Raw genomic sequence first — 20,014 nt, 5'->3', positions numbered from 1 at the left:
AAATATTTTTCCCAGTACGGCAAACTTTTTTATCTTGCCTGTCGACTTTATAGATAGCGTAAACAGATACCAGCCTGACTCAGCAACGCACACACAGGATAGACTCAGGCTGAATAAAAAATGACAAGATCAAGGAATCCTTATCGGTGTTTTCAACGACGGATGCAAGCCTGATTAGCAAGGCGCTGGATGGCAATAATAAAGCCTGGCTCAAGCTGATTAAGCGCTATGAAAAGAACGTGTATCACTATGGTCTGCGTATGACCGGTAGCGCCGATGACGCCATGGATCTGATGCAGGAAGTGTTTATTTCGGTATTTCGCAATCTGTCGGGCTTTCGCGGAGATGGAAGCTTTAAGAGCTGGTTGTTCAGAATCGCGCATTTTCGCTGTGTTGAGTTTTATCGTCGTAAGCGCAGTCATCAAAGCCTGGATGAGGGTGAAGAAATAGTCGATCACGCTGCCTGTGCCAGTCAGCCGGTATTTGACCAGGCTCAGAGCCGGGATCTGATCGCTGCCATGCAGGCCCTGCCGCTGGAGCAAAAGGCAGTGGTAGAACTGAAATTTTTTGGTCAGTTTACCTTTGAGGAGATTGCTGACCAGCTGGGGGTCTCGGTGAATACCATCAAATCCCGGCTATATAGTGCCCTGGGTAAGATGAAGACCCATCTGGAGGATATCCATGACTGATAAACACGAACTTTTTTCACGTTGGATGGAACATAACCTGACGGAAACAGAACAGCAGCAGTTTGAACAACTGATTGAGCAGGATCGCGAGTTTGCACAGCGTGTTGAACTGGCCGGTCAGTTACAACAGCAGGCCACGGACTATCACCTGGGCCCGGTGCCAAAATGGCAGCCTCCGATTATGCAAAGGCAGCCATCGGGTATGACGCGCTGGTGGGGCTGGTCGCCCCTCTCATTTGCCACGTCGATGCTGGCCATAGTGATGGTGTTGTTTCAGGTAGAGCTACGCTGGCATGAGCAGGGCGTGACCCTGAGTTTTGCCGGTCAGGGCACAGAGCAGGAGATCGCGACACAGGTTGCTGCTCGGCTGGCCTCATTTGAAGAGCAGCAGCAGGTGCAACTGGCACAGTACAGGCAGGACCTGCAACAGCAACAGCAGCAATCGAACATGCAACTGGCGAATTATTTACTCAGTTCCAGCCGCACCGAGCGACGTGAGGATTTTGCTGAGCTGATTAAGTTTGTCAACGAGCAACGCAGCGATGATCAGTTGTACTTTGCACGTCAGTTAAATGAATTTCAGCAGCAGGTCTACGAAAACACCTTACCTGCCAATATTGACCCAGACAGATTGATGATGAATCAGGAATAACACCATGAAAATGAAAACCACAGCACTAACCATGACGTTGACCGCTTTGCTAGCGGTACCCGCGAGTGCTTCCGGCAAGTACCAGGAGCTGCATCAGGAGTTGCAGATTATGCAGAGCATTTTACAGACGGCGCTGGAGCAGAACCGTCAAAGTGAAAGCCTCAAAGTACGAGAGCTGGACGCTACCTATCTGCAAGGCCATGGCGTCGTATTTGAAATGCAGGCAGGGTCGGCAAATCGTCTCTTGCGCTTCAACTTCGGTGAGTTGATTGATGATTTGGTCCCGCATGCACCCGCGGCCCCCGTTCCACCCGGGGCAGAAGAATTCGAAATCAGATTCGATTTTGATGAGGACAGCATCGAAGAAAACATAAATCATGCCATGGAGCAGGCAAGAGAAGTGTGGCAGCGGGTCGAAGAACAGTCGCAGCACCTGCGCAGCCAGGTTCGTGAACTGGCATGGGAAATGCGCGAGAGCGAGCGAGAGCTTACAGATTTGAAGTTCGAGAAACGCCACGCCGATGAGGAGCGACTGGCTGAGATCGAACAGGAAAGCGAGGAACTCAGAAAAAGGTTACGGGAGCTGAAACAACAGCAGGAAGAACTTTCTGCATCGGCAAAAAAGGTAGAGCAGGAAAAACGCGAGCAACTGGAGCGCAAGCGTGAAGCCCGTGAACAGCAGTATAAACGTTTCCTGGCGCAGTTTGAGGACACCCTTGCTGACACCCTGTGCAAGTATGGCAGTGGCTTAAAGTCGTTACCCAGGGATGAACAGGTATCGGTGATACTAAAAGACTTTGTTCAGCAGCAGGACAGCAAGCACCGCCAGGACAAGATTTATATCTTTTCACAAAAAGACATCAGTGATTGTGTTGCCGGCAAAATGGAGAAAGACAAGTTACTTTCGAAAGTGAACACGTACCAATTCTGATATCAGGCCCACCCGCTGCGTTGAAGTCAGCGGGTGGGCTATTCCTTGTAGAGTAAAAACACTCAGACGGCTGACGAAATCCACCAGGCTACCATGACAAACCCCGCATAACTGGTTAGGATAAGCGCTAATCGTTTTCCGAAACCGGATTCTCTATGTCATCTCAACCTATAGTGATCAGCGGCAGCGGTCTGTGGACCCCAGAGCACAGTATCAGTAACGCCGAATTGGTAGAAAGCTATAACGCCTGGGCGGAGCAATACAACCAGCAGCATCAGGCACAAATTGAACGGGGAGAGCTGAGCGCTAAACCCCAGTCCAGCGCCGAATTTATTGAAAAAGCCTCGGGCATCAAAAACCGCTATGTGTACAGCAAAGATGGGGTGCTGGATATCAACCGCATGAAGCCCCGGTTTGCAGAGCGCGCCGATGACGAATTATCTCAGCAGGCCGAAATTGCCCTGGAAGCCGCAAAAAAAGCACTCAAAGCGGCCAATAAAAAACCATCAGACATCGGTGCCGTGATCGTTTCCTGTGCCTACACCCAGCGAGCCTACCCGGCTATTGCCATTGAAGTTCAGGACGCCCTGGGCATAGAGGGCTTTGGCTTTGATATGCTGGTAGCCTGCTCTGCCGCAACCTTCGGTTTGCATCGGGCCTATGAAATGGTCAAAGCCGGTACCGTAGGTGCGGTGCTGGTGATCAATCCGGAACTGGTTTCCCCACAGATCAATTACTGCGACCGCGACAGTCATTTTATCTTCGGTGACGTGGCCACTGCCATGGTCATTGAGGGGGCAGATACCGCCACCAGTGAGCATCAGTTTGAGATTCTGGGTACCAAGGCCGTCACCAAGTTTTCTAACAATATCCGCTCTAACTTTGGTTTTATGAGCCGCGCTCAGGACGCCGACCCGTTCGCTGCCGACAAACTGTTTCATCAAAATGGTCGCAGTGTGTTTAAAGAAGTCTGCCCGATGGCAGCGGCTCATTTACAGGAACATCTTGAGCAATACGGCTATACCACCTCCGATGTACGTCGCTGGTGGCTGCATCAGGCCAATATCAATATGAACCTTCTGATTGCGAAAAAGTTACTGGGCCGTGACGCCAGTGCCGATGAAGCGCCGATTGTGTTAGATGAGTATGCCAATACCGCCTCTGCGGGCTCCATGATTGCTTTTAATCTGCATCACCAGGACCTCAAAGCCGGTGATGTGGGAGTCCTGTGCTCTTTTGGTGCGGGTTATTCTATTGGCTCGCTGGTCATTAAAAAGCGCTGAGGTGATGAAATCGGCGGCAGGCTCGTAAGGCCTGCCTTGTCTGTCAATGCTATAGCGAAAACTGGTAAGCGTGGCGTGGCAGCGGATGACGTTCACCTACGGCATAGGTCTCCACCTTGACCTGTCCACCGCTGTCTATGCTAAATACCCTGAACATAGGCGAATGATTGCGTTCATCGGGGATCTTGGTGCGCTCCAGTGCCGGAATATGCAAATAGTGAACCGCGCCGATTTGTTTGGAGTGATTCACCCTGTCCATGTCCATATGTAAGTCTCCCGAGATCACCGCCCTGAGATTCGGTTGTGAAATCACCTTATCAAAATCGGGATGGCTGATGCCCTTGTCGGCGCGTTCAGGATAAGCGCCAAGCTGGGCTCCGTGGACAAAAAGCAGCACCGGCTTGGGAGCAAGACGGGCGAGCTGACGCAACATCCAGTCAATGCCCTCGTCGGTGAAATCCCTGCCATAGTCGGGCGATGCCATCACCAAGGCGACCTTATCGTACTCCAGCACATATTTGCCTGAGGTGAGCGTTACCTTGCCCTGATTCCATTGATTGGCAAACTCAAGAAAGCGGGCTTCCGGCTGTTCCGCATTATATTCCTCATTACCCATGATGGGATAAAAGGGCAGCGTAAGTTGTTGCAGCACCGGGGTGATGTTTTGATACTGAATCATCGTACCTTTGTGGGGTAGGTCACCAATACCGGTAACAAAATCCAGCTTTTCTTTGGCGGCCAGGTGATTAATGTCTGAGACGGCTCTGGCAAGGTGGGGGAATTTGGGTTCCGGTTTGGGTTCGGCGTCCCCGATGACCGCAAAACGTAAAATGGGTTGCTGCGAGTCGGTGCTATCTGCCACTGCCAGTGAAGCGAAAAGCAGGCTTGTCAGCAGAATTAAGGTATTTCTCATGATTTTTCCTGTCGTGTTAAGGCCCTGACAAGGCAGGGCCCGTTCGTGTTTGAGTTAATATGACTGAGATTTATGGATAAGTTGTTGTATATCGCGCCAGTCAATCACTTTGAAGTTCTGCGGGCGCTGGGGCATGCGGTTTCGCCCGTCCTGCACGATCAATATTCCTGCTGGAAAGCCTGGCAGGGCAGCGTTGGTGACCGCCAGGCCGTCCGTTTCTGAAACCCCGTCAATACCCAGCTGCAGATTCGTGCCGATGTCAAAATGAGTCAGTATGGGGTAATCCTGCCAGAGTCCGAACACCACAAAGCGGTTGTTGCCCTGACTGGAAACCACCAGATAGCTGCGCTCACCGTCCTGATAGACATCCATGCCCTCCACATCGGCTTGCAGAACATCGCCCACACTGATGATCAGTTTCGGCTCCTCAATGGCATCTGCGGCAGCACTCACTGTCCAGATCCCCTGTTTTTCCTCGCCCATGTACAAGGTCTTGCTGTTATCCTCAGCGCTACAGCCCTCGGGTTGACTGGGAAGTGAGAATTGTCTGACCCGGGTGGCAGAAACCGTGGGAGAGACCTGCTCAATCCGGTACTGCTGGTAGGTACCGTCTTTATCATTAACAAAGACATAACTGTGGCGGTCACTCTGATACATGCACAAACCATAGATTTCATTCAGATTGGTTTGCACCTCGCCGAGGTGACGTACCTGTTGCTGTTCGTCAACGTCGAACAGGCTGATGCTATTGTGGGTTCTGTTACTGGCGGCAATCAGTGTCTGTGAAGGCGTTGATATGGCATCATGCTGGCGCAGATCCACATTGTTGACCCGACCCACCTCCAGGCTTTGCAGTAAGGCGCCCTCCAGGTTATATACCATCAATCCGGCGCGCTTGTCTGTGCCCAGAATAAGGCTTTTTGCAGGATCTTTTTTGTTCAGCCAAAAGGCGGGATCATCTGCCGCATCGGCAAAACGCTGCATGGGCTGAGTCTGTACTCTGGCCAACAGGGTTGGATTGTCGTGTTGAGGAACATCCGCCTGCGGGACCCCCTGCGTTATTCTCAGCTGTTGGTAGCTATCTGTAGCGGCATCAAAAACCACTGCATGAAAGCGTCCCTGGTGCAGAGTAACGGCGATGGTTTCGGGTTCTTGCAGTTCTTCAAACCTAAACGTCATGCGAATATTATTGTCAGGCTGAATCAGATTCAGCTGTTGATGCTCAGGATTCGTGACCCACACAGAGCCATCTTCACTGACCGATAAACCGGTTATCTCGCCATTCAGTGCACCATAGGGAGAAACCAAATCGACGATCTCGCGGATGGGATCAGACTCTGCACTGGCCTGATAACGCCAGACACCGATATTGCCCTCTGCCAGATATAGCCATTGTCGCTGGTCATCCACCACACAGCCCTGCACTTCGGCGACACCGGTAAAGCTGCGAACAGGCAGCTCAGTGATGATTTTACGATGGGCATCATAAATAATGGTTTCGTGCACCTGGCCCAGATTATCGGCGATAAACAGGCTGATGTGGCCCTGTGGCTGGCGGAAAAGGCACAAGGCTTCAGCCTGCGCTTCTGGCATAGCCAGCGCCTTCAGTAACGAAAATCCATAGTCCTGATCCAGACCGAGCAGCCTGATGTTGCCTTGCTCTTTATCAACCGTTGCGATGAGGCTGAAGCGCTTGTCGCCCACGGTAACTTTATGACGCAGACTCAGGTTTTCATAATTGCCGGAAAACTGGGACAGCTTTTCACCGCGCTGATCCACAACAATCAAGCCCTGACGCTCACTGGTCAGTACCCAGGCTGGCGTATCGCCCTTGAGTCTTGCCGCCTGCTTTCCCTGCAGAGCAGCCTGGCTGTACAAGGGCTGACTCAGCAGAGTTTCTGATGTCATATTCTCCGTGGCGTTGCTGGCCGATAAAGGCAACAACATCAGGAATATGGAGAGATTAATGTATTTCATTGATTATCCTACTTAAGCTGCCGTCAGGTTTAAATTTGCAACGTGACGGCGGCGTTTTTGAAGCCAGACCTGCCTCTTAAGAGACAGGTCTTATCCGCTGTATACATCCCCGATTTCTGGTACGGGGATTTGAGCGGGTTTTCAGCTTACATTTTCCAGGTAAAACCGAGCTCCAGAGTACGGCCATATTCTTCGTACTGTGCGTTGTTGTTACGCTGGTCGAAGTAGCTGTAGAAAGGCTCATCGGTCAGATTGATGGCATTCAGGTAAAGGTGCATATCCTGGTTGATATAATACTTACCGGAGAAATCCAGCTGCTGATGGCTATCCTCCATCAACAACCGCTCACCATCGATCTCCTGAAGGTTTTCGCTTTTATGGGTCAGGGTCAGTCGCAGGCTCCACTGGTTATCTTCGTAGCCCAGGGTCAGGTTGCCCACGCGGTCAGATTGATTGGGCAGTGAGGTCTCAAAGCGTTCACCATCGAGCAGCGTCACGGCTTCTGAATCCGAGAAGGTGGCGTTGGCAGATAGCAACAGACCATTATTAAAGGTTTTGACCCAAGACAGCTCAAGACCATGGAGACTGGCGTCTTCACCGTTGAGCGGCTGGATGACCTCATCAAAGCCGTTCCACTGCGGCTGGTCGGCGACGTCGGCAAAAATAACGAAATTGCTGATGTCTTTATAGAAATAACCGGCAGACAAGACACCAATACCGCCAGGGTAATATTCCACCGAGAGATCAATATTGTCAGATTCAAAGGGCTTCAGTAGTGGGTTACCCACTTCTGCCTCACGTTCCGTGTCAAAGCCGCCCTCATCGTTCTCCTCGGTTTTGGACTCGATAATCTGAAATGCCGCAGACTCTTCAAATTTGGGGCGAGCAATGGTCTGGGTGTAAGCAAAACGCGCGATCAGGTTGTCACTCATGGTATAACGCACGTTGATACTGGGTAGCCAATAATCGTAATCCTGCTCAGCCTGCCAGGGCGTGTTCACCACCTGCTCAACATCATTTTGTTCATCTTCAACCAGTTCGACCCGCTGTCCTTTGGTATTGAACTGGGTGCGTTCATAGCGTATGCCTGCCACGACCCTGAGGTTATCAATGTCAATTTTCCCCATCATATAGGCAGCGAAAATGTCTTCTTCATTCAGATAAGATTCGCCATTGGACTCCAGTTCTGAATCCAGCTCTGCAATCTCCAGACTGCTGCGATTGGCGTTAAAGAAACTGCGCAGTGCGTTTTTATCCAGCCCTTGTCCAAAGTCACCCAGGCCCCAATCGACACTGCTGGTGGCAAAGCTCTGGGGCATGATGTCATCGAAATCGCCATCAAAGAAGGTAACGCGTGTCGTCTGCTGCTTTTCGCGACTGCGATACTTGCTGCCAAACTTAATCTGAGCAGGATGTTCCTGGATGAGAAAATCTTTACTGAGGTCAACTTTAAAGCTGTATTCGGTGTCTTCGGCAAGGTTATTGGCAAACTCAATTTCATCCAGTTCATAATTGCCCAGTTCAGCAACACCGGCTTCCTGTTGTACAGAGGGGATCTCGCCCTGAAGGTCAGAGTCGATGGCAAAACCGTCGGTTTTAAAAACATAATACAAGGCATCAGGCTCTTCTTCCGAGGACTCTGAATAGCCGCCCTGGTAGGTCAGGAGCCAGCTATCAAGCTGATGCTCAGCACCGGCGGTAACGGATAAAATTTGCTGCTCTTCGAAACGGTCCTTGGACTCTCGCTCGATTTCAGAGTCATCGCCATCAAAGGTGAAAATATTGGCTTGCCTGAATTCGGTATCCGCAAATTCACTGTACAGGGTGCGCAGGTAATACTGGTTGTTAAAATCAGGGCGATAGTCCAGGTTAAGTGCAGCGCCAAGACGCTCACGATTAATCTGATAGTGACGCTGTTCCAGTTCATCCTCACCATTGGACTCAATATTGTCAGAACCAAAGTCCCTGTCGAACCAGGAGACGGCGGCGGCAACACCGAGAACGTCATGCTGAGTACCGACATCAAAGCGGTTAGTGTAGCTGGCTGAGATCTTGGGGCTGATTTCGTCCCTGAGCTGATTCTGACTGCCCTGCACGGTGATGCTGGCAGACTGTCCGGCACGGTCAAAAGCACTTAAGCTTTTCACTTCAATACTGCCGCCGATAGCATCGGCATCCATATCCGGGGTGACAGATTTGGTGACTTCCAGTCCTTCCACCAGTTCAGAGGGGAAAACGTCGAGTGCCACTGAGCGCACACCGGCTTCCGGGGAGGGAATATTCACGCCGTTTATCGAGACATTATTGAGGTTAGGATCCAGACCACGAATGCCCACAAAGCGTCCTTCACCCTGATCCCGTTCGATAGACAGCCCCGGTAAACGCTGCAGTGCTTCGGCGACGTTCTGATCGGGGAACTGGCCGATGGCGTCAGAGGAGACAATGGATTTGATGCTGTCAGCACTGCGCTGCATATTTAATGCACCGGCCTGGCCTGCCCGTTGCCCAAATACCACCACATCTTCCATGGGATTGCGTGTATCACTGAGGGTGAAATCACCGGTCAGGGTTTCATTTTCTTTGATACTGATGGTACGCAATACCGGTTTTGTACCCAGGTAAGAGATCTCCAGAGTATAGGTACCGGCCGGAAGATTGGAGAAACGGAAGGTGCCGTCGCGGCGGGTCTGAGTCGTCAGGTTCAGCTCCTTGATCCGCACCTGTGCACCTTGAAAATATACCTCCTTAGCGCTGTCGCTGAGCTTACCGATAAAGTTTCCTTGCTCGGCATAGACACCGGTGCTGATGAGCGCGGCCAGACAGGCCGAGGAAAGTCTGGATAATTTGTATTGCATGGGTACGTTTCCTGTTCATTGTCGTAATGGGTTGACGGCACGCTAAAGAACACTGATGACGTTTTTATGAAGGATTTGTGGCGCGAAAACGACAGGGCCATGCAAGCAGTGAATATTCACGTGCATTGTTAGCTGTTGTGAGCTGAAACGACCTGCAAGGGGGCGCGCTGTGGCGGTCGTGTCGGATGAGAAAGGCCAGATTGCACCTGGCGCAGGTCATCAAGCTGTCATCTGGCTGAGCTAAATTGACCCTGCAGAAATGAATGGGTTGTCGTTATGCTCGTCACCATCTGAGCCGGAGAATAGAGAATGAGTATGAGTTTTTCCCTGCTAAAACTGCATCCACGGATGCTGATGGCGACCCTGGGTGTGATCTCGGCGGCGGTGGTCCTTAGTTTCAGTATCGGTACCAGCAAAAGCGCCGCCGAGATTGAGTGGCTGGATGTAGTGGGTGAGGGCGGTATCGTGCTGCTGACGGTGGTATGGCAATTTTTCCTGCTGATTAGCAGGCCTCCCGGCCGCGTCACTACCTTGCTGACCATTGGCTTATGCTGCTTTATGTTCTCAACCCTGCTGGATGCGCTGGATGAATTCATCCACTATCCACAGCATGCTCTTTTGCCTTTGTTTGAGTCGGTTCCCGCGCCTTTTGGCATGATTCTGATGACCTGGGGGCTGTATTTGTGGCATCAGGAATTATTAACCCTCAATGCTCAGTTACGTCGTCGCGAGGGCGATATCCGAGAGCATGCTCACGTCGATTTGGTGACCCGGCTATACCGTGCAGACTATATGCGTGAACAAATTGCTCAGCACCTGTCACAGCCCGCTGGGCAATTCTGTGTGGCAGTGGTGGATATTGATCATTTCGATGCGTTTAACCGTCGTTATGGCCACCCCGAAGGGGACAGGCTACTGCGTGAAATGGCTGAACTGATTCTGATGAATGTGCGCATGAAGGATCTGGTATGCCGCTATGCGGGTGACAGATTTATTTTAATGATGCCTGATCTTTCTCTGAAAAAAGCGAGCCAGCAGGTACAGCAGATTGCGAATGCAGTCAGGCACCTGGCTTTTAAAACCGCCAATCAGGCAGTTTTTCATACGCTGACGACAGCAGTGGTAGAGGCTAAGCAACAGGAAAACTGTGAGGCCATGTTGTCGCGTCTGAACCAGCTTTTAGAGCAACAGAAAGATGTCAGCCAGGAGTCTCCACGTGCGACCCTATGTTACGCGGGACGATAAATTTATTCACGCCAGTGGCTTGCCAGCTTGCCTGGTGGATCTGGCGGCTCAGCGACAGGTGAATCAACACAAACTGTTACGCGGCACAGGGGTTTTTCGGGAAGATCTGTTACAGCCGGATTGCCACCTTAGCCTGTCACAGTTGATTCGGCTGCTCAGCCAGTTTCAAAGACTGATGCCGGGTCATGATGCAGCCTTCCAGTTAGGACATCGGCTGTTTCCGGATCAGAGTGCTGAAGCCAGTGCTGTCGCCTACAGTCGCAATCTGTCGCAGGCCTTGCGCTTACTCAGTCGATTTCGTTTGCAGCTCGCCCCGCTGCTAAGTGCTTATCGCTATCGCCATCAAGGTTTCAGTTACCTGTTGCTCAGTGACGCGGTAGGACTGGAGCAACACCAGTACCAGTTTGTGGCAGAACTGTACTGCTGCTTGCTGGTTTCGGCCAGTCGCCATTTACTGGGGCAGCGACTACCGCTGTACTTTGAGTTTCCGTTCCCCAGACCCCGGCATATTCAGGAGTATGAAGAGCATTTGGGATTGAAGCTCAGTTTCAACCGGCCGGCATTGTGTATCCGTTTTCAGGAAGCCTGGCTGTCACATCCGCTACCCCGGGCCAGTGCACTGCGCCAGCAGCTTGCGCTGCGTCAGGTTACGGCAACCGATATGCAGCACACCCTGATCGATGCAGTAAGCGCATGTCTGCGCCAGCAACAACACAGCGGTTTGCAGGACGTCGCACGCTCTCTGGGCATGAGCCCCGCAACCATGAAACGCCGACTGAAAGAGCATCAGGTCAGTTTTTCCCAGCTTCAGGACCGCGTCAATATGCAACAAGCCCTGTACCTGCTCACTGTCAAAGGCCTCAACAATGAGACCGTTGCACAGAAACTGGCATTCAATGACATCCCTAATTTTCGCCGTGCCTGTAAACGTTGGACTGGGCTCACACCCAGCCAGCTACGTGCGCTGTCACCGGGTTAATCCAAAAGCTTATGCAATCGTATACACGTTATCCGAAACCGACTCCTTCCCTGAATTATCAGACCTTACCTGACAGGAAGCATGGAGCGAGTAGCGGACATTGGCTGAGAAGTTTGGTTGGGGAGAGTTGTATGAGTGGGTAGCCAATTTAGCATCAACGATTCTGCCCCTCTTGATGACTTGTAGACGATGAGATTGGTGTAAATTTGATTATGATCACTAAACTACATTCTGATACTGACTATGCTTAACCTGCTGAGATTGAGCTGGGTTTGTTCAGGTGAGGCGGGCAATGTCATTGCAAAAACATACTTTACCTTGTGGAGTAAGACAAAATGCGAACACGTAATATTTTATGGCCGACGGATTTTTCTGATACTGCGTCACATGCTTTGCGATATGCCATTGAAATGGCGAACTTGTATCAAGTGGGCATTCGTATTTTACATGTTGTAGATCAGCCTTTGGGTAATGAGAATTATATGATTCTTTCGATAACGCCTGAAGAGTTAGCTAAAAATATGGAGGAGGCTGCAGCGGATAAAATGCACGAGTTATTAGGTCAGCTGAATACTAATTTAGAGGTTGAAACAGTTATTCGACGCGGTGATGCCATAGAAGAGATTTTGTCCGAGGCCAACAGTGGTGACATTGGTATGGTAGTTATTGCCAGCCATGGAAGAACAGGCCTGTCTCATTTCTTGCATGAAAGTGTTGCAGAAGCGATTGTCAATAAAGCGGATTGCCCTGTGTTAGTGGTCAAATAAAACCAGTTTATCGTCCCAATGCTCAGTATATGGTAGGCGAAGACTCAGTACTATTGATGGCTCCATTCACGTTCATAAAATGGTGTAACAAATCAAATTATTGAAAGATTCAGTCAGTGCTGGGCATAGCATAAGCAACAATTGAAGATTCGATATTGGCAGTGCGCGCATTGACCGTTTCGGCCTTGCCATTTCATGGTATGTAGCAGAAAGTGGAGCCTGCAACAATCCCCGAAAACGGGAAAGACACCGCAGCAACCATAATACTGCGGTGTCTTTTGGTGTTAACCGGCCAAACGCTGCTTCATCTCTAGGCGTTTCTTATGCAACACCGGTTCGGTATACCCGCTTGGCTGCTCACAGCCTTTGAAAATCAGCTCAGCAGCGGCCTGAAAGGCAATGGCGTTGCTGGTATCCGGCGTCATAGCAATGTAGTCGGGATCGCCTTCATTTTGCTTATCCACCAGTCTTGCCATTTTTTCCAATGACACCTGCACCTGATCTTCGGTGAGAATGCCATGCTTGAGCCAGTTGGCAATATGCTGACTGGAGATGCGCAGGGTGGCTCTGTCTTCCATCAGGCCCACATTGTTGATGTCAGGCACTTTCGAGCAGCCTATGCCCTGATGTACCCAGCGCACCACGTAACCGAGGATCCCCTGTACATTGTTGTCCAGTTCCTGTTGGATCTGCTCGGCACTTAACTCCATGGTTTGCGGCATCAGTGGGATCTGTAAGATCTCATCCAGGCCTTCAAAGGGCTCTGCCGCGAGTGTTTTCTGGCGGGCAAACACGTCACACTGATGATAATGCAGCGCATGCAACGTGGCCGCAGTGGGTGAGGGCACCCAAGCGGTGTTGGCGCCTGCTTCGGGGTGGCCAATTTTGGTTTTCATCATATCGGCCATATGGTCAGGGATAGGCCACATGCCTTTACCGATTTGTGCCTTGCCCGATAATCCGGACACCAGCCCGGCCGCCACATTGGCTTTCTCGTAGGCCTGGATCCAGGGCATTGCTTTGAGTTCTGCTTTTGGCGCAAAGGCGCCGGCCAGCATACTGGTATGAATTTCATCGCCGGTTCTGTCTAAAAAGCCGGTGTTGATAAAGATAACCCGCTCGCGGGCCTCGGCAATGCAGGCTTTAAGATTGACACTGGTGCGTCTTTCTTCATCCATAATACCCATTTTAAGGGTATTGGCTTTGAGTCCCAGTAACTCTTCAACCCGTGCAAAAAGGTTATTGGTAAAGGCCACTTCTTCCGGGCCGTGCATCTTAGGCTTAACGATGTAAACGCTGCCTGTGCGACTGTTTTTATAGCGTCCTAAGCTGAGCAGATCATGTTTGGCAATCAGGCTGGTAATAACCCCATCCATAATCCCCTCGGGGATTTCCTGCCCCTTGAACAAGATGGCACTGTTGGTCATCAGGTGGCCCACATTGCGCACCAGCATCAGGCTGCGTCCGGGCAGACTGATGCGATCCCCGGTTGAGCGGATATATTCTCTGTCTGGGTGCATGCCGCGGATACGGGTCTCGCCGCCTTTATCGACTTCGGTGGTCAGATCGCCGCGCATCAGCCCCAGCCAGTTCTTATACACCAGGGTTTTATCTTCGCCATCGACAGCCGCCACTGAATCTTCGCAGTCCATGATAGTAGTGAGTGCTGACTCAAGCAGTATGTCTTTGATGGCCGCCGGGTCGGTTTTGCCGATGGGGTGCTCTTTATCAAACTGGATTTCAGCGTGTAATTGGTGATGTTGCAGTAAAATCGCCGCAGGCTGGCTGATATGCCCACGATAGCCCACATAGGTGGCGGGCTCTTTCAGGTTACTGATACCGCCGTCTTGCATTTTCACCTGCAACTGGCCGCTGCGAATATCATAAGCGACCGCCTGTTGATGTGAACCCTGGTTCAGAGGCGCGATGGTGTCCAGCCACTTGCGCGCCCATTCAATCACTTTCTGACCACGCACCGGATTATAGGCACCGCCTTTTTCGGCACCATCACTTTGTGGGATCACATCGGTGCCATAGGCGGCATCGTACAGGCTGCCCCAGCGCGCATTGGCAGCATTCAGGGCATAACGGGCATTATTGATGGGCACCACCAGTTGCGGCCCGGCCATGGTCGCCATTTCAGCATCCACATCCGTGGTGCTAATAGTGCTGTCTTGAGGCTGAGGTTGCAGATAACCAATTTCCTGCAAAAACGCCTTATAATGGGCCGGTTCAATCTGTTTGTGTTGATGGTGATAGTCGTCAATCTGCTGTTGCAGGCTTTCGCGTTTTTCCAGTAACTGTTGATTGACGGGAATCAAATCGGCACAAATCGCTTCAAATCCCTGCCAGAAACTTTCTTTGTCAACATGGGTACCGGGCAGCGCCTGTTGGTCGATAAATTCATACAGTCTGGCGTCGATACTGAGCTGGCCTTTTTCAATTCTTGCTGGCATAGGGGCATCCTCTTGTTACGCGGGCCGAATCACTGATACAGCCGGGTATTTTTCTATCTGGTCCAGCCAGTCTAGACACCCGAGTGCCTTTTGTTGAGTTTATGAAGTCTATCTTCGATATTCATACTGCTTATAGTGGCTGCCACTTGCCCGACAAACCGCAGCATGTTTAACTTTCAGCTACCGGCATCAGTATACTGAGATAAATCATGAAATGGATGTTTGTGGTAGCGTGCATGTTAACAGGACTTTGGTTCCTTACTCAGCAACAGCCATCACCTGATGCCGATACACCGACTGAACGCCCATCAGATCAAGGCGGCACAATACCCACCGCAAACACAGATAATCCCTTTGCCCTGATAAGTGCAGATCAGGAAAAGCCGCAAGTGCCCGCGCAAAATACCCTTAACAATGATCTTTCTCAGGCAATGATGACGAAGCACCAGCCAATGTCATCTAACGAAACCAGCCTGACTCATGCGTCTGAACCTGGAGCAGATGATGAGGCGGACGCGCCGACTTTCGATTTAGAGGATGAAGCGTCATCAGAGCGTGAACAGATCGACTTAAAGGCAGCGCTAGAGTACTGGCCAGAGCCCATCATAAACTGGCTGAAACAACTCCCTGAAGGGGTGCCTGACAACCTTGCGCGGGAGGTGCATAAGCTATTTTCCTCTGAACACCCCAGGTTAGGTGAGCTGGAAGCCCGGATTCAGGCTTATTTTGCGCCATTTGCAGCATCCTATGATATCGAAAGCTATTCTGTCCTCTGCCGTGACACGCGCTGTATGCTGACCTTCCTTCAGCGTAACGATGCCCCTCGCTGGGATTTGGCGGAAGCAATCGAACGTAGTCAATATAAGGAGCATGAATTTGGCTTGACGCCACATCTTGGGTCGGTAGGCAGTAACCCAGAGGATCGGGGATACCTGCTGTTTAATTGGTTTTACGATATCAACAGGCTAGACTAAGCCTGCTCTTTGGCTATCTCAATAATTAAACGGCGCAGCCAGATATGCCCGGCGTCATGTTGCAATAAGGCGCTCCAGGCCATTTTCAGGGCGATGGGCGGAATATCGAAAGGCGGCTCCAGGATCACCATATTGGGATCGTCTTTGTGAATGCTTGCGGCGCGGGTAGGCAGGGTCGCCACCAGGTTCTGTTCACGCGCCAGTTGTAAGGCCACATGATAGTGGCGGGTAAACACACGAATACGGCGCTTCTTACCGATTTTTGATAGTTCCAGATCCACCCATCCAAGTTTTTGCACCTCATTGGGGTCAATGCCCACGCCCACACCAAAACCGGTCTTACTGACCCAGATATGCTGCGCGGATAAGTATTTTTCCAGAGTGAAGTTTTTTACCACCGGATTGAGCTTGTTCACCACACAGGAGAAGGTGTCGTACCACAGCACCTTCTGGTGAAAAGACAGGGGTAGTTCCTCGAAGCGGTTTATGGCCATATCTACCTTACCGTGCTCCACATCATGAAAGGTCACGTCGCTCGGGGTGATCACATCCAGGGTGATGCCGGGGGCTTTTTGATTCAGCTGGCGCACCACTTCCAGCAGCAGGGTCGATTCCGCATAGTCGCTGGCCATGATCCTGAAGGTGCGTTCCGACGTGGCGGGGTCAAATTCAGTCTGCGGCTGAATAGCCGACTCAAGGCTGGAGAGGGCGTCTCTGACCACAGGCTGCAATTGCAACGCACGTTGGGTTGGCGTCATGCCATCACTGGTGCGCACCAGTATCGGGTCTGCTAGCAGATCGCGCAGACGTTTGAGGCCATTACTCATGGCGGGCTGAGTAATACTGAGCTGGTTTGCCGCTTTGGTTACGCTGCGCTCGCGCATCAGTACGTCAAAGTACACCAGTAAATTCAGGTCCATCTTAGATATATTCACAAATAAAATACCGAGTATGAATTTTATAAATTGGTTGAATTATAGGGTGTCTGGCTATGCTTGTCAGCAACAGATTCGCCAGTGGCCTGTGAGCCCTGGTCAGTTAGAAATCTGATTACACAACAAGTTTGAAAGCAATACGCCAGCGGCGTTAAATACCGGAGAAACCCTATGTCAACTTATCAGCAGGATATCGAACAGTTCAGACAATTACTCAAAGAGCGTCAGAGCTGGAACGCGATCAACCCTGAGTACGCTGCGCGAATGAAAACTCAGAATCGCTTCAAGACCGGTCTGGACATTGCCCGCTACACCGCAGGCATCATGCGCCGTGACATGGCCGAGTACGATACCAATCCGGCAAACTATACCCAGTCTTTGGGATGCTGGCACGGCTTTATTGGCCAGCAGAAAATGCTGTCGATTAAAAAGCACCATGGCAATACCGATAAGCGTTACCTTTACCTGTCTGGCTGGATGATCGCCGCGCTGCGCAGTGAATTCGGTCCGTTGCCCGACCAGTCTATGCACGAAAAAACCTCGGTACCGGCTTTGATTGAAGAGCTGTATACCTTTTTACGTCAGGCCGATGCCCGTGAGTTAGGCCATCTGTTTGGCGCGCTGGATGATGCCAATGCAAAGGGCGATATGGTCAAAGCCCAGGGCATTCAGAAAGAAATTGATAACTATCAGACCCACGTGGTGCCGATTATTGCCGATATTGACGCAGGTTTTGGTAACGAAGAAGCCACCTACTTGCTGGCGAAGAAGATGATTGAAGCCGGTGCCTGCTGTATTCAGATTGAAAACCAGGTATCCGATGCCAAACAGTGTGGTCACCAGGACGGTAAAGTGACCGTGCCTCATGAAGACTTCCTGGCCAAGATCAACGCCGTACGTTATGCCTTCTTAGAACTGGGTGTGGACGAAGGGGTGATTGTGGCCCGTACCGATTCACTGGGCGCTGGCCTGACACAAAAAGTACCGGTGTCGCAGGAGCCGGGCGATCTGGCTTCTCAGTACACGGCCTTTTTAGAAACCACACCGGTTAACTCGGTAGAAGACCTGGCAGAGGGCGATACGGCCATGAAGATCGGCGGCAAGCTGGTGAAGCCCGTGCGTCTGCCCAATGGCCTGTATAAGTTTAAAGCCGGTAGCGGTGAAGACCGTGTGGTACTGGACTGCATTACCAGTTTGCAAAACGGCGCGGATCTGCTGTGGATTGAGACCGAAAAACCGCATATTGGTCAGATTGCGGGTATGGTTAACCGCATTCGTGAAGCCGTGCCGAATGCCAAGCTGGTATACAACAACTCACCGTCATTTAACTGGACCCTGAGCTTCCGCCAGCAAATTTTTGATGCCTGGAGCGAGCAGGGTAAAGATGTGAGCAACTACGATCGGGCCAACCTGATGAGTGTGGAATATGACTTGTCGGAGCTGGCACAGGAAGCCGATGCCAAGATCCGCAGCTTCCAGGCCGATGCGGCCAAAGAAGCGGGTATCTTCCATCACCTGATTACTCTGCCAACTTATCACACGGCAGCCTTGTCTACGGACAATCTGGCTAAAGGGTACTTCGGTGACCAGGGGATGCTGGCTTACGTTGAAGGTGTGCAGCGCCGTGAGATCCGCGAAGGTCTGGCCTGTGTCAAACACCAGGACATGGCGGGCTCTAACCTGGGTGATGATCACAAAGAATACTTCAGCGGCGAACAGGCCCTGAAGGCCTCAGGTGAAAACAACACCATGAACCAGTTTGGCTAAACCCTGAACGCGGTTTACACCCCAAAGCCAGTCAGTTTTTCTGACTGGCTTTTTTGTCTTACCAATATGGATGAGAGAATGGTAAGCATTTGCTATGCTAGCTTTACGCATCGTGGGGAGCTGTAGCTATGTCCAAAATACTTGCCTCTGTTGACCAACGCACCAAACTGGTAGGTGAGAACCGTCTGGAGTTGCTGATGTTCCGTCTTGGCTCCAGGCAAATCTTCGCGATCAACGTGTTTAAAGTTAAGGAAGTGATCCCGGTTCCGGATATGAACAAGATGCCGGGTAGCCACCACAATTTGCGCGGTGTGACCAATTACCGCGGTAAGTCGGTTCCTGTCATCGATCTGGCCCAGGCCATTGGTATTCGTAAGCGTCAGCCCGATAAGTGCGACCTGAACGTGATTATCACCGAGTATAACCGTTCGGTGCAGGGCTTTTTAATTGGCGAAGTGATGAACATCGTGAATACCTCCTGGGGAGATATTCTGCCTCCGCCTTCCAGCGCCGGCCGCAATAATTATCTCACTGCCATTACTCACCACGAAGAAGATGGTGTACGCGAAATCGTTGAGATTGTAGACGTAGAAAAAGTGCTGGCGGAGATCATTTTCTACGACGTGAAAATCTCAGAAGAACTGCTTGAAGATGAGGTGACCGAGAGGCTTAGAGGGCACAAGGTACTGATTGTGGATGACTCCTCCACTGCCAGGGCACAAATTCGCGATACCTTAAAGCAGCTTGATCTGGAAATCCTGGAATGTCGGGATGGCTTGCAGGCCCTTAACCTGCTTAAAAGCTGGGCGGACGAGGGTAAAAAGGTTACCGATGAGATCCTGATGATGTTTACCGATGCCGAAATGCCGGAAATGGACGGTTACCGTTTAACCGCCGAAGTACGCGCCGATCCGCGCATGAGCGACCTTTTTATTACTCTTAACACGTCACTCAGTGGCAGCTTTAATAATGCGATGGTGGAGAAAGTAGGCTGCAACAAGTTTATTTCCAAATTCCAGCCAGATTTGCTGGTGGTCGCGGCGCAGGAGCGGATGCGCCAGAAAATGGAAGAGGGCTGATTCGAGAGCACATGCATCATAGGAATGCACCTTCAATTAGGTTACTCAGAATGCTACGGCAACCGGCCCTCGAGTTTGAGGCGTCGGCGCACCCATACCCGATAAAGCCATGAGAGTATTGGGCGGATAATGGGCAAACCAATTATCCAGGCCAGCCAGCGATACCCGGGCAATCTTCGTAGCAGCAACTGATAAGCCGGTATTTCTGAGAGGATGTTCCCCTGTTCATCCTGCACATGCAGCTCAAGCAGTGCCCGCTGTGGGTCGATGCCACAGGCTTTAAGCGACTGCTCGTGGGTATTAATATCTACCCACTCAAGCTGTTCACCCTGACCAACACGTTTTTCATACCAGGCCCGGTCTTTGACACAGCCCGGGCAGGCCGCGTCATAGAAAACCCGCACTGTTTCATTGGTTTGTTTGGTATCCATACCCGTCAGCATAGCTGAATGTGACTGACGGTTCATGGTAAACACGACTCTCAACGCAGCTAATCAATGTCTGCTTTGTGT

At 51.2% G+C, this 20,014-nt stretch carries 16 protein-coding genes; 10 read left to right on the top strand and 6 right to left on the bottom strand.

Translation table 11 applies throughout. The features are described 5' to 3' along the window. The first annotated feature begins 146 nt into the window (after positions 1–146). The 4 genes from CCY32_RS06155 (at position 147) to CCY32_RS06140 (ending at position 3,555) form a co-directional block, all read left to right on the top strand. Positions 147–689 carry a sigma-70 family RNA polymerase sigma factor gene (locus CCY32_RS06155; protein WP_088329738.1) on the top strand — a complete coding sequence of 181 codons (543 nt, stop codon included), beginning with the start codon at positions 147–149 and terminating at the stop codon, positions 687–689. Continuing rightward, entirely contained in the window at positions 682–1,341 is a 660-nt protein-coding gene (locus CCY32_RS06150; RefSeq protein WP_088329737.1) for a hypothetical protein, read from the top strand. The genes CCY32_RS06155 and CCY32_RS06150 overlap by 8 nt, the downstream gene beginning before the upstream one ends. A gap of 4 nt (positions 1,342–1,345) precedes the next feature. After that, the gene (locus tag CCY32_RS06145) at positions 1,346–2,272 is read left to right on the top strand and encodes a hypothetical protein (RefSeq protein ID WP_088329736.1); all 927 of its coding nucleotides are present in this window, start codon (positions 1,346–1,348) and stop codon (positions 2,270–2,272) included. A 155-nt stretch (positions 2,273–2,427) separates the two neighbouring features. Next, a complete protein-coding gene (locus CCY32_RS06140) occupies positions 2,428–3,555 on the top strand; it encodes a beta-ketoacyl-ACP synthase III (RefSeq protein WP_088329735.1) in 1,128 nt (375 codons plus the stop codon). A gap of 49 nt (positions 3,556–3,604) precedes the next feature. Here the strand turns inward: CCY32_RS06140 and CCY32_RS06135 are convergent, their stop codons facing one another. From CCY32_RS06135 to CCY32_RS06125, 3 genes are all read right to left on the bottom strand, one after another. Next, the gene (locus CCY32_RS06135; protein ID WP_088329734.1) at positions 3,605–4,468 is read right to left on the bottom strand and encodes a metallophosphoesterase; all 864 of its coding nucleotides are present in this window, start codon (positions 4,466–4,468) and stop codon (positions 3,605–3,607) included. 54 nt (positions 4,469–4,522) lie between these two features. Then, the gene (locus tag CCY32_RS06130) at positions 4,523–6,445 is read right to left on the bottom strand and encodes a phytase (protein ID WP_088329733.1); all 1,923 of its coding nucleotides are present in this window, start codon (positions 6,443–6,445) and stop codon (positions 4,523–4,525) included. Positions 6,446–6,591: 146 nt separating this feature from the next. Beyond that, positions 6,592–9,300 (bottom strand): TonB-dependent receptor, encoded by a 2,709-nt coding sequence (locus CCY32_RS06125; protein ID WP_088329732.1) that lies wholly within the window; start codon positions 9,298–9,300, stop codon positions 6,592–6,594. A gap of 309 nt (positions 9,301–9,609) precedes the next feature. Here CCY32_RS06125 and CCY32_RS06120 point away from each other — a divergent pair, with 309 nt between their 5' ends. The 3 genes from CCY32_RS06120 (at position 9,610) to CCY32_RS06110 (ending at position 12,291) form a co-directional block, all read left to right on the top strand. Beyond that, complete coding sequence (locus tag CCY32_RS06120) at positions 9,610–10,545, top strand: GGDEF domain-containing protein (RefSeq protein ID WP_088329731.1); 936 nt, start codon at positions 9,610–9,612, stop codon at positions 10,543–10,545. After that, entirely contained in the window at positions 10,517–11,524 is a 1,008-nt protein-coding gene (locus CCY32_RS06115) for an AraC family transcriptional regulator (protein ID WP_168171440.1), read from the top strand. Before CCY32_RS06120 ends, CCY32_RS06115 begins: the two co-directional genes overlap by 29 nt. Before the next feature lie 335 nt (positions 11,525–11,859). After that, entirely contained in the window at positions 11,860–12,291 is a 432-nt protein-coding gene (locus CCY32_RS06110) for a universal stress protein (RefSeq protein ID WP_088329729.1), read from the top strand. 284 nt (positions 12,292–12,575) lie between these two features. On the opposite strand, the gene CCY32_RS06105 is transcribed toward CCY32_RS06110, so the two are convergent. Continuing rightward, the gene (locus tag CCY32_RS06105) at positions 12,576–14,747 is read right to left on the bottom strand and encodes a malate synthase G (RefSeq protein WP_088329728.1); all 2,172 of its coding nucleotides are present in this window, start codon (positions 14,745–14,747) and stop codon (positions 12,576–12,578) included. Between the two features lie 209 nt (positions 14,748–14,956). Between CCY32_RS06105 and CCY32_RS06100 the strand changes: the two genes are divergently transcribed. Beyond that, the gene (locus tag CCY32_RS06100) at positions 14,957–15,721 is read left to right on the top strand and encodes a hypothetical protein (RefSeq protein ID WP_088329727.1); all 765 of its coding nucleotides are present in this window, start codon (positions 14,957–14,959) and stop codon (positions 15,719–15,721) included. On the opposite strand, the gene CCY32_RS06095 is transcribed toward CCY32_RS06100, so the two are convergent. Further along, positions 15,718–16,656 (bottom strand): LysR family transcriptional regulator, encoded by a 939-nt coding sequence (locus tag CCY32_RS06095; RefSeq protein ID WP_088329726.1) that lies wholly within the window; start codon positions 16,654–16,656, stop codon positions 15,718–15,720. The genes CCY32_RS06100 and CCY32_RS06095 overlap by 4 nt on opposite strands. Before the next feature lie 171 nt (positions 16,657–16,827). On the opposite strand from CCY32_RS06095, the gene CCY32_RS06090 reads away from it, so the two are divergent. Next, entirely contained in the window at positions 16,828–18,423 is a 1,596-nt protein-coding gene (locus CCY32_RS06090; RefSeq protein ID WP_088329725.1) for an isocitrate lyase, read from the top strand. 128 nt (positions 18,424–18,551) lie between these two features. Then, complete coding sequence (locus CCY32_RS06085) at positions 18,552–19,502, top strand: chemotaxis protein CheV (RefSeq protein ID WP_088329724.1); 951 nt, start codon at positions 18,552–18,554, stop codon at positions 19,500–19,502. Positions 19,503–19,555: 53 nt separating this feature from the next. Here CCY32_RS06085 and CCY32_RS06080 read toward each other — a convergent pair whose 3' ends face one another. Further along, entirely contained in the window at positions 19,556–19,933 is a 378-nt protein-coding gene (locus CCY32_RS06080) for a DUF393 domain-containing protein (protein WP_088330118.1), read from the bottom strand. Between the last annotated feature and the right edge of the window lie 81 nt (positions 19,934–20,014).

This window comes from Lacimicrobium sp. SS2-24 (genome assembly GCF_002201535.1).
Taxonomy (GTDB): Bacteria; Pseudomonadota; Gammaproteobacteria; order Enterobacterales; family Alteromonadaceae; genus Lacimicrobium.
The sequence above is the reverse complement of the archived record's forward strand: the minus strand, read 5'-3'. Positions and strand labels throughout refer to the sequence as shown.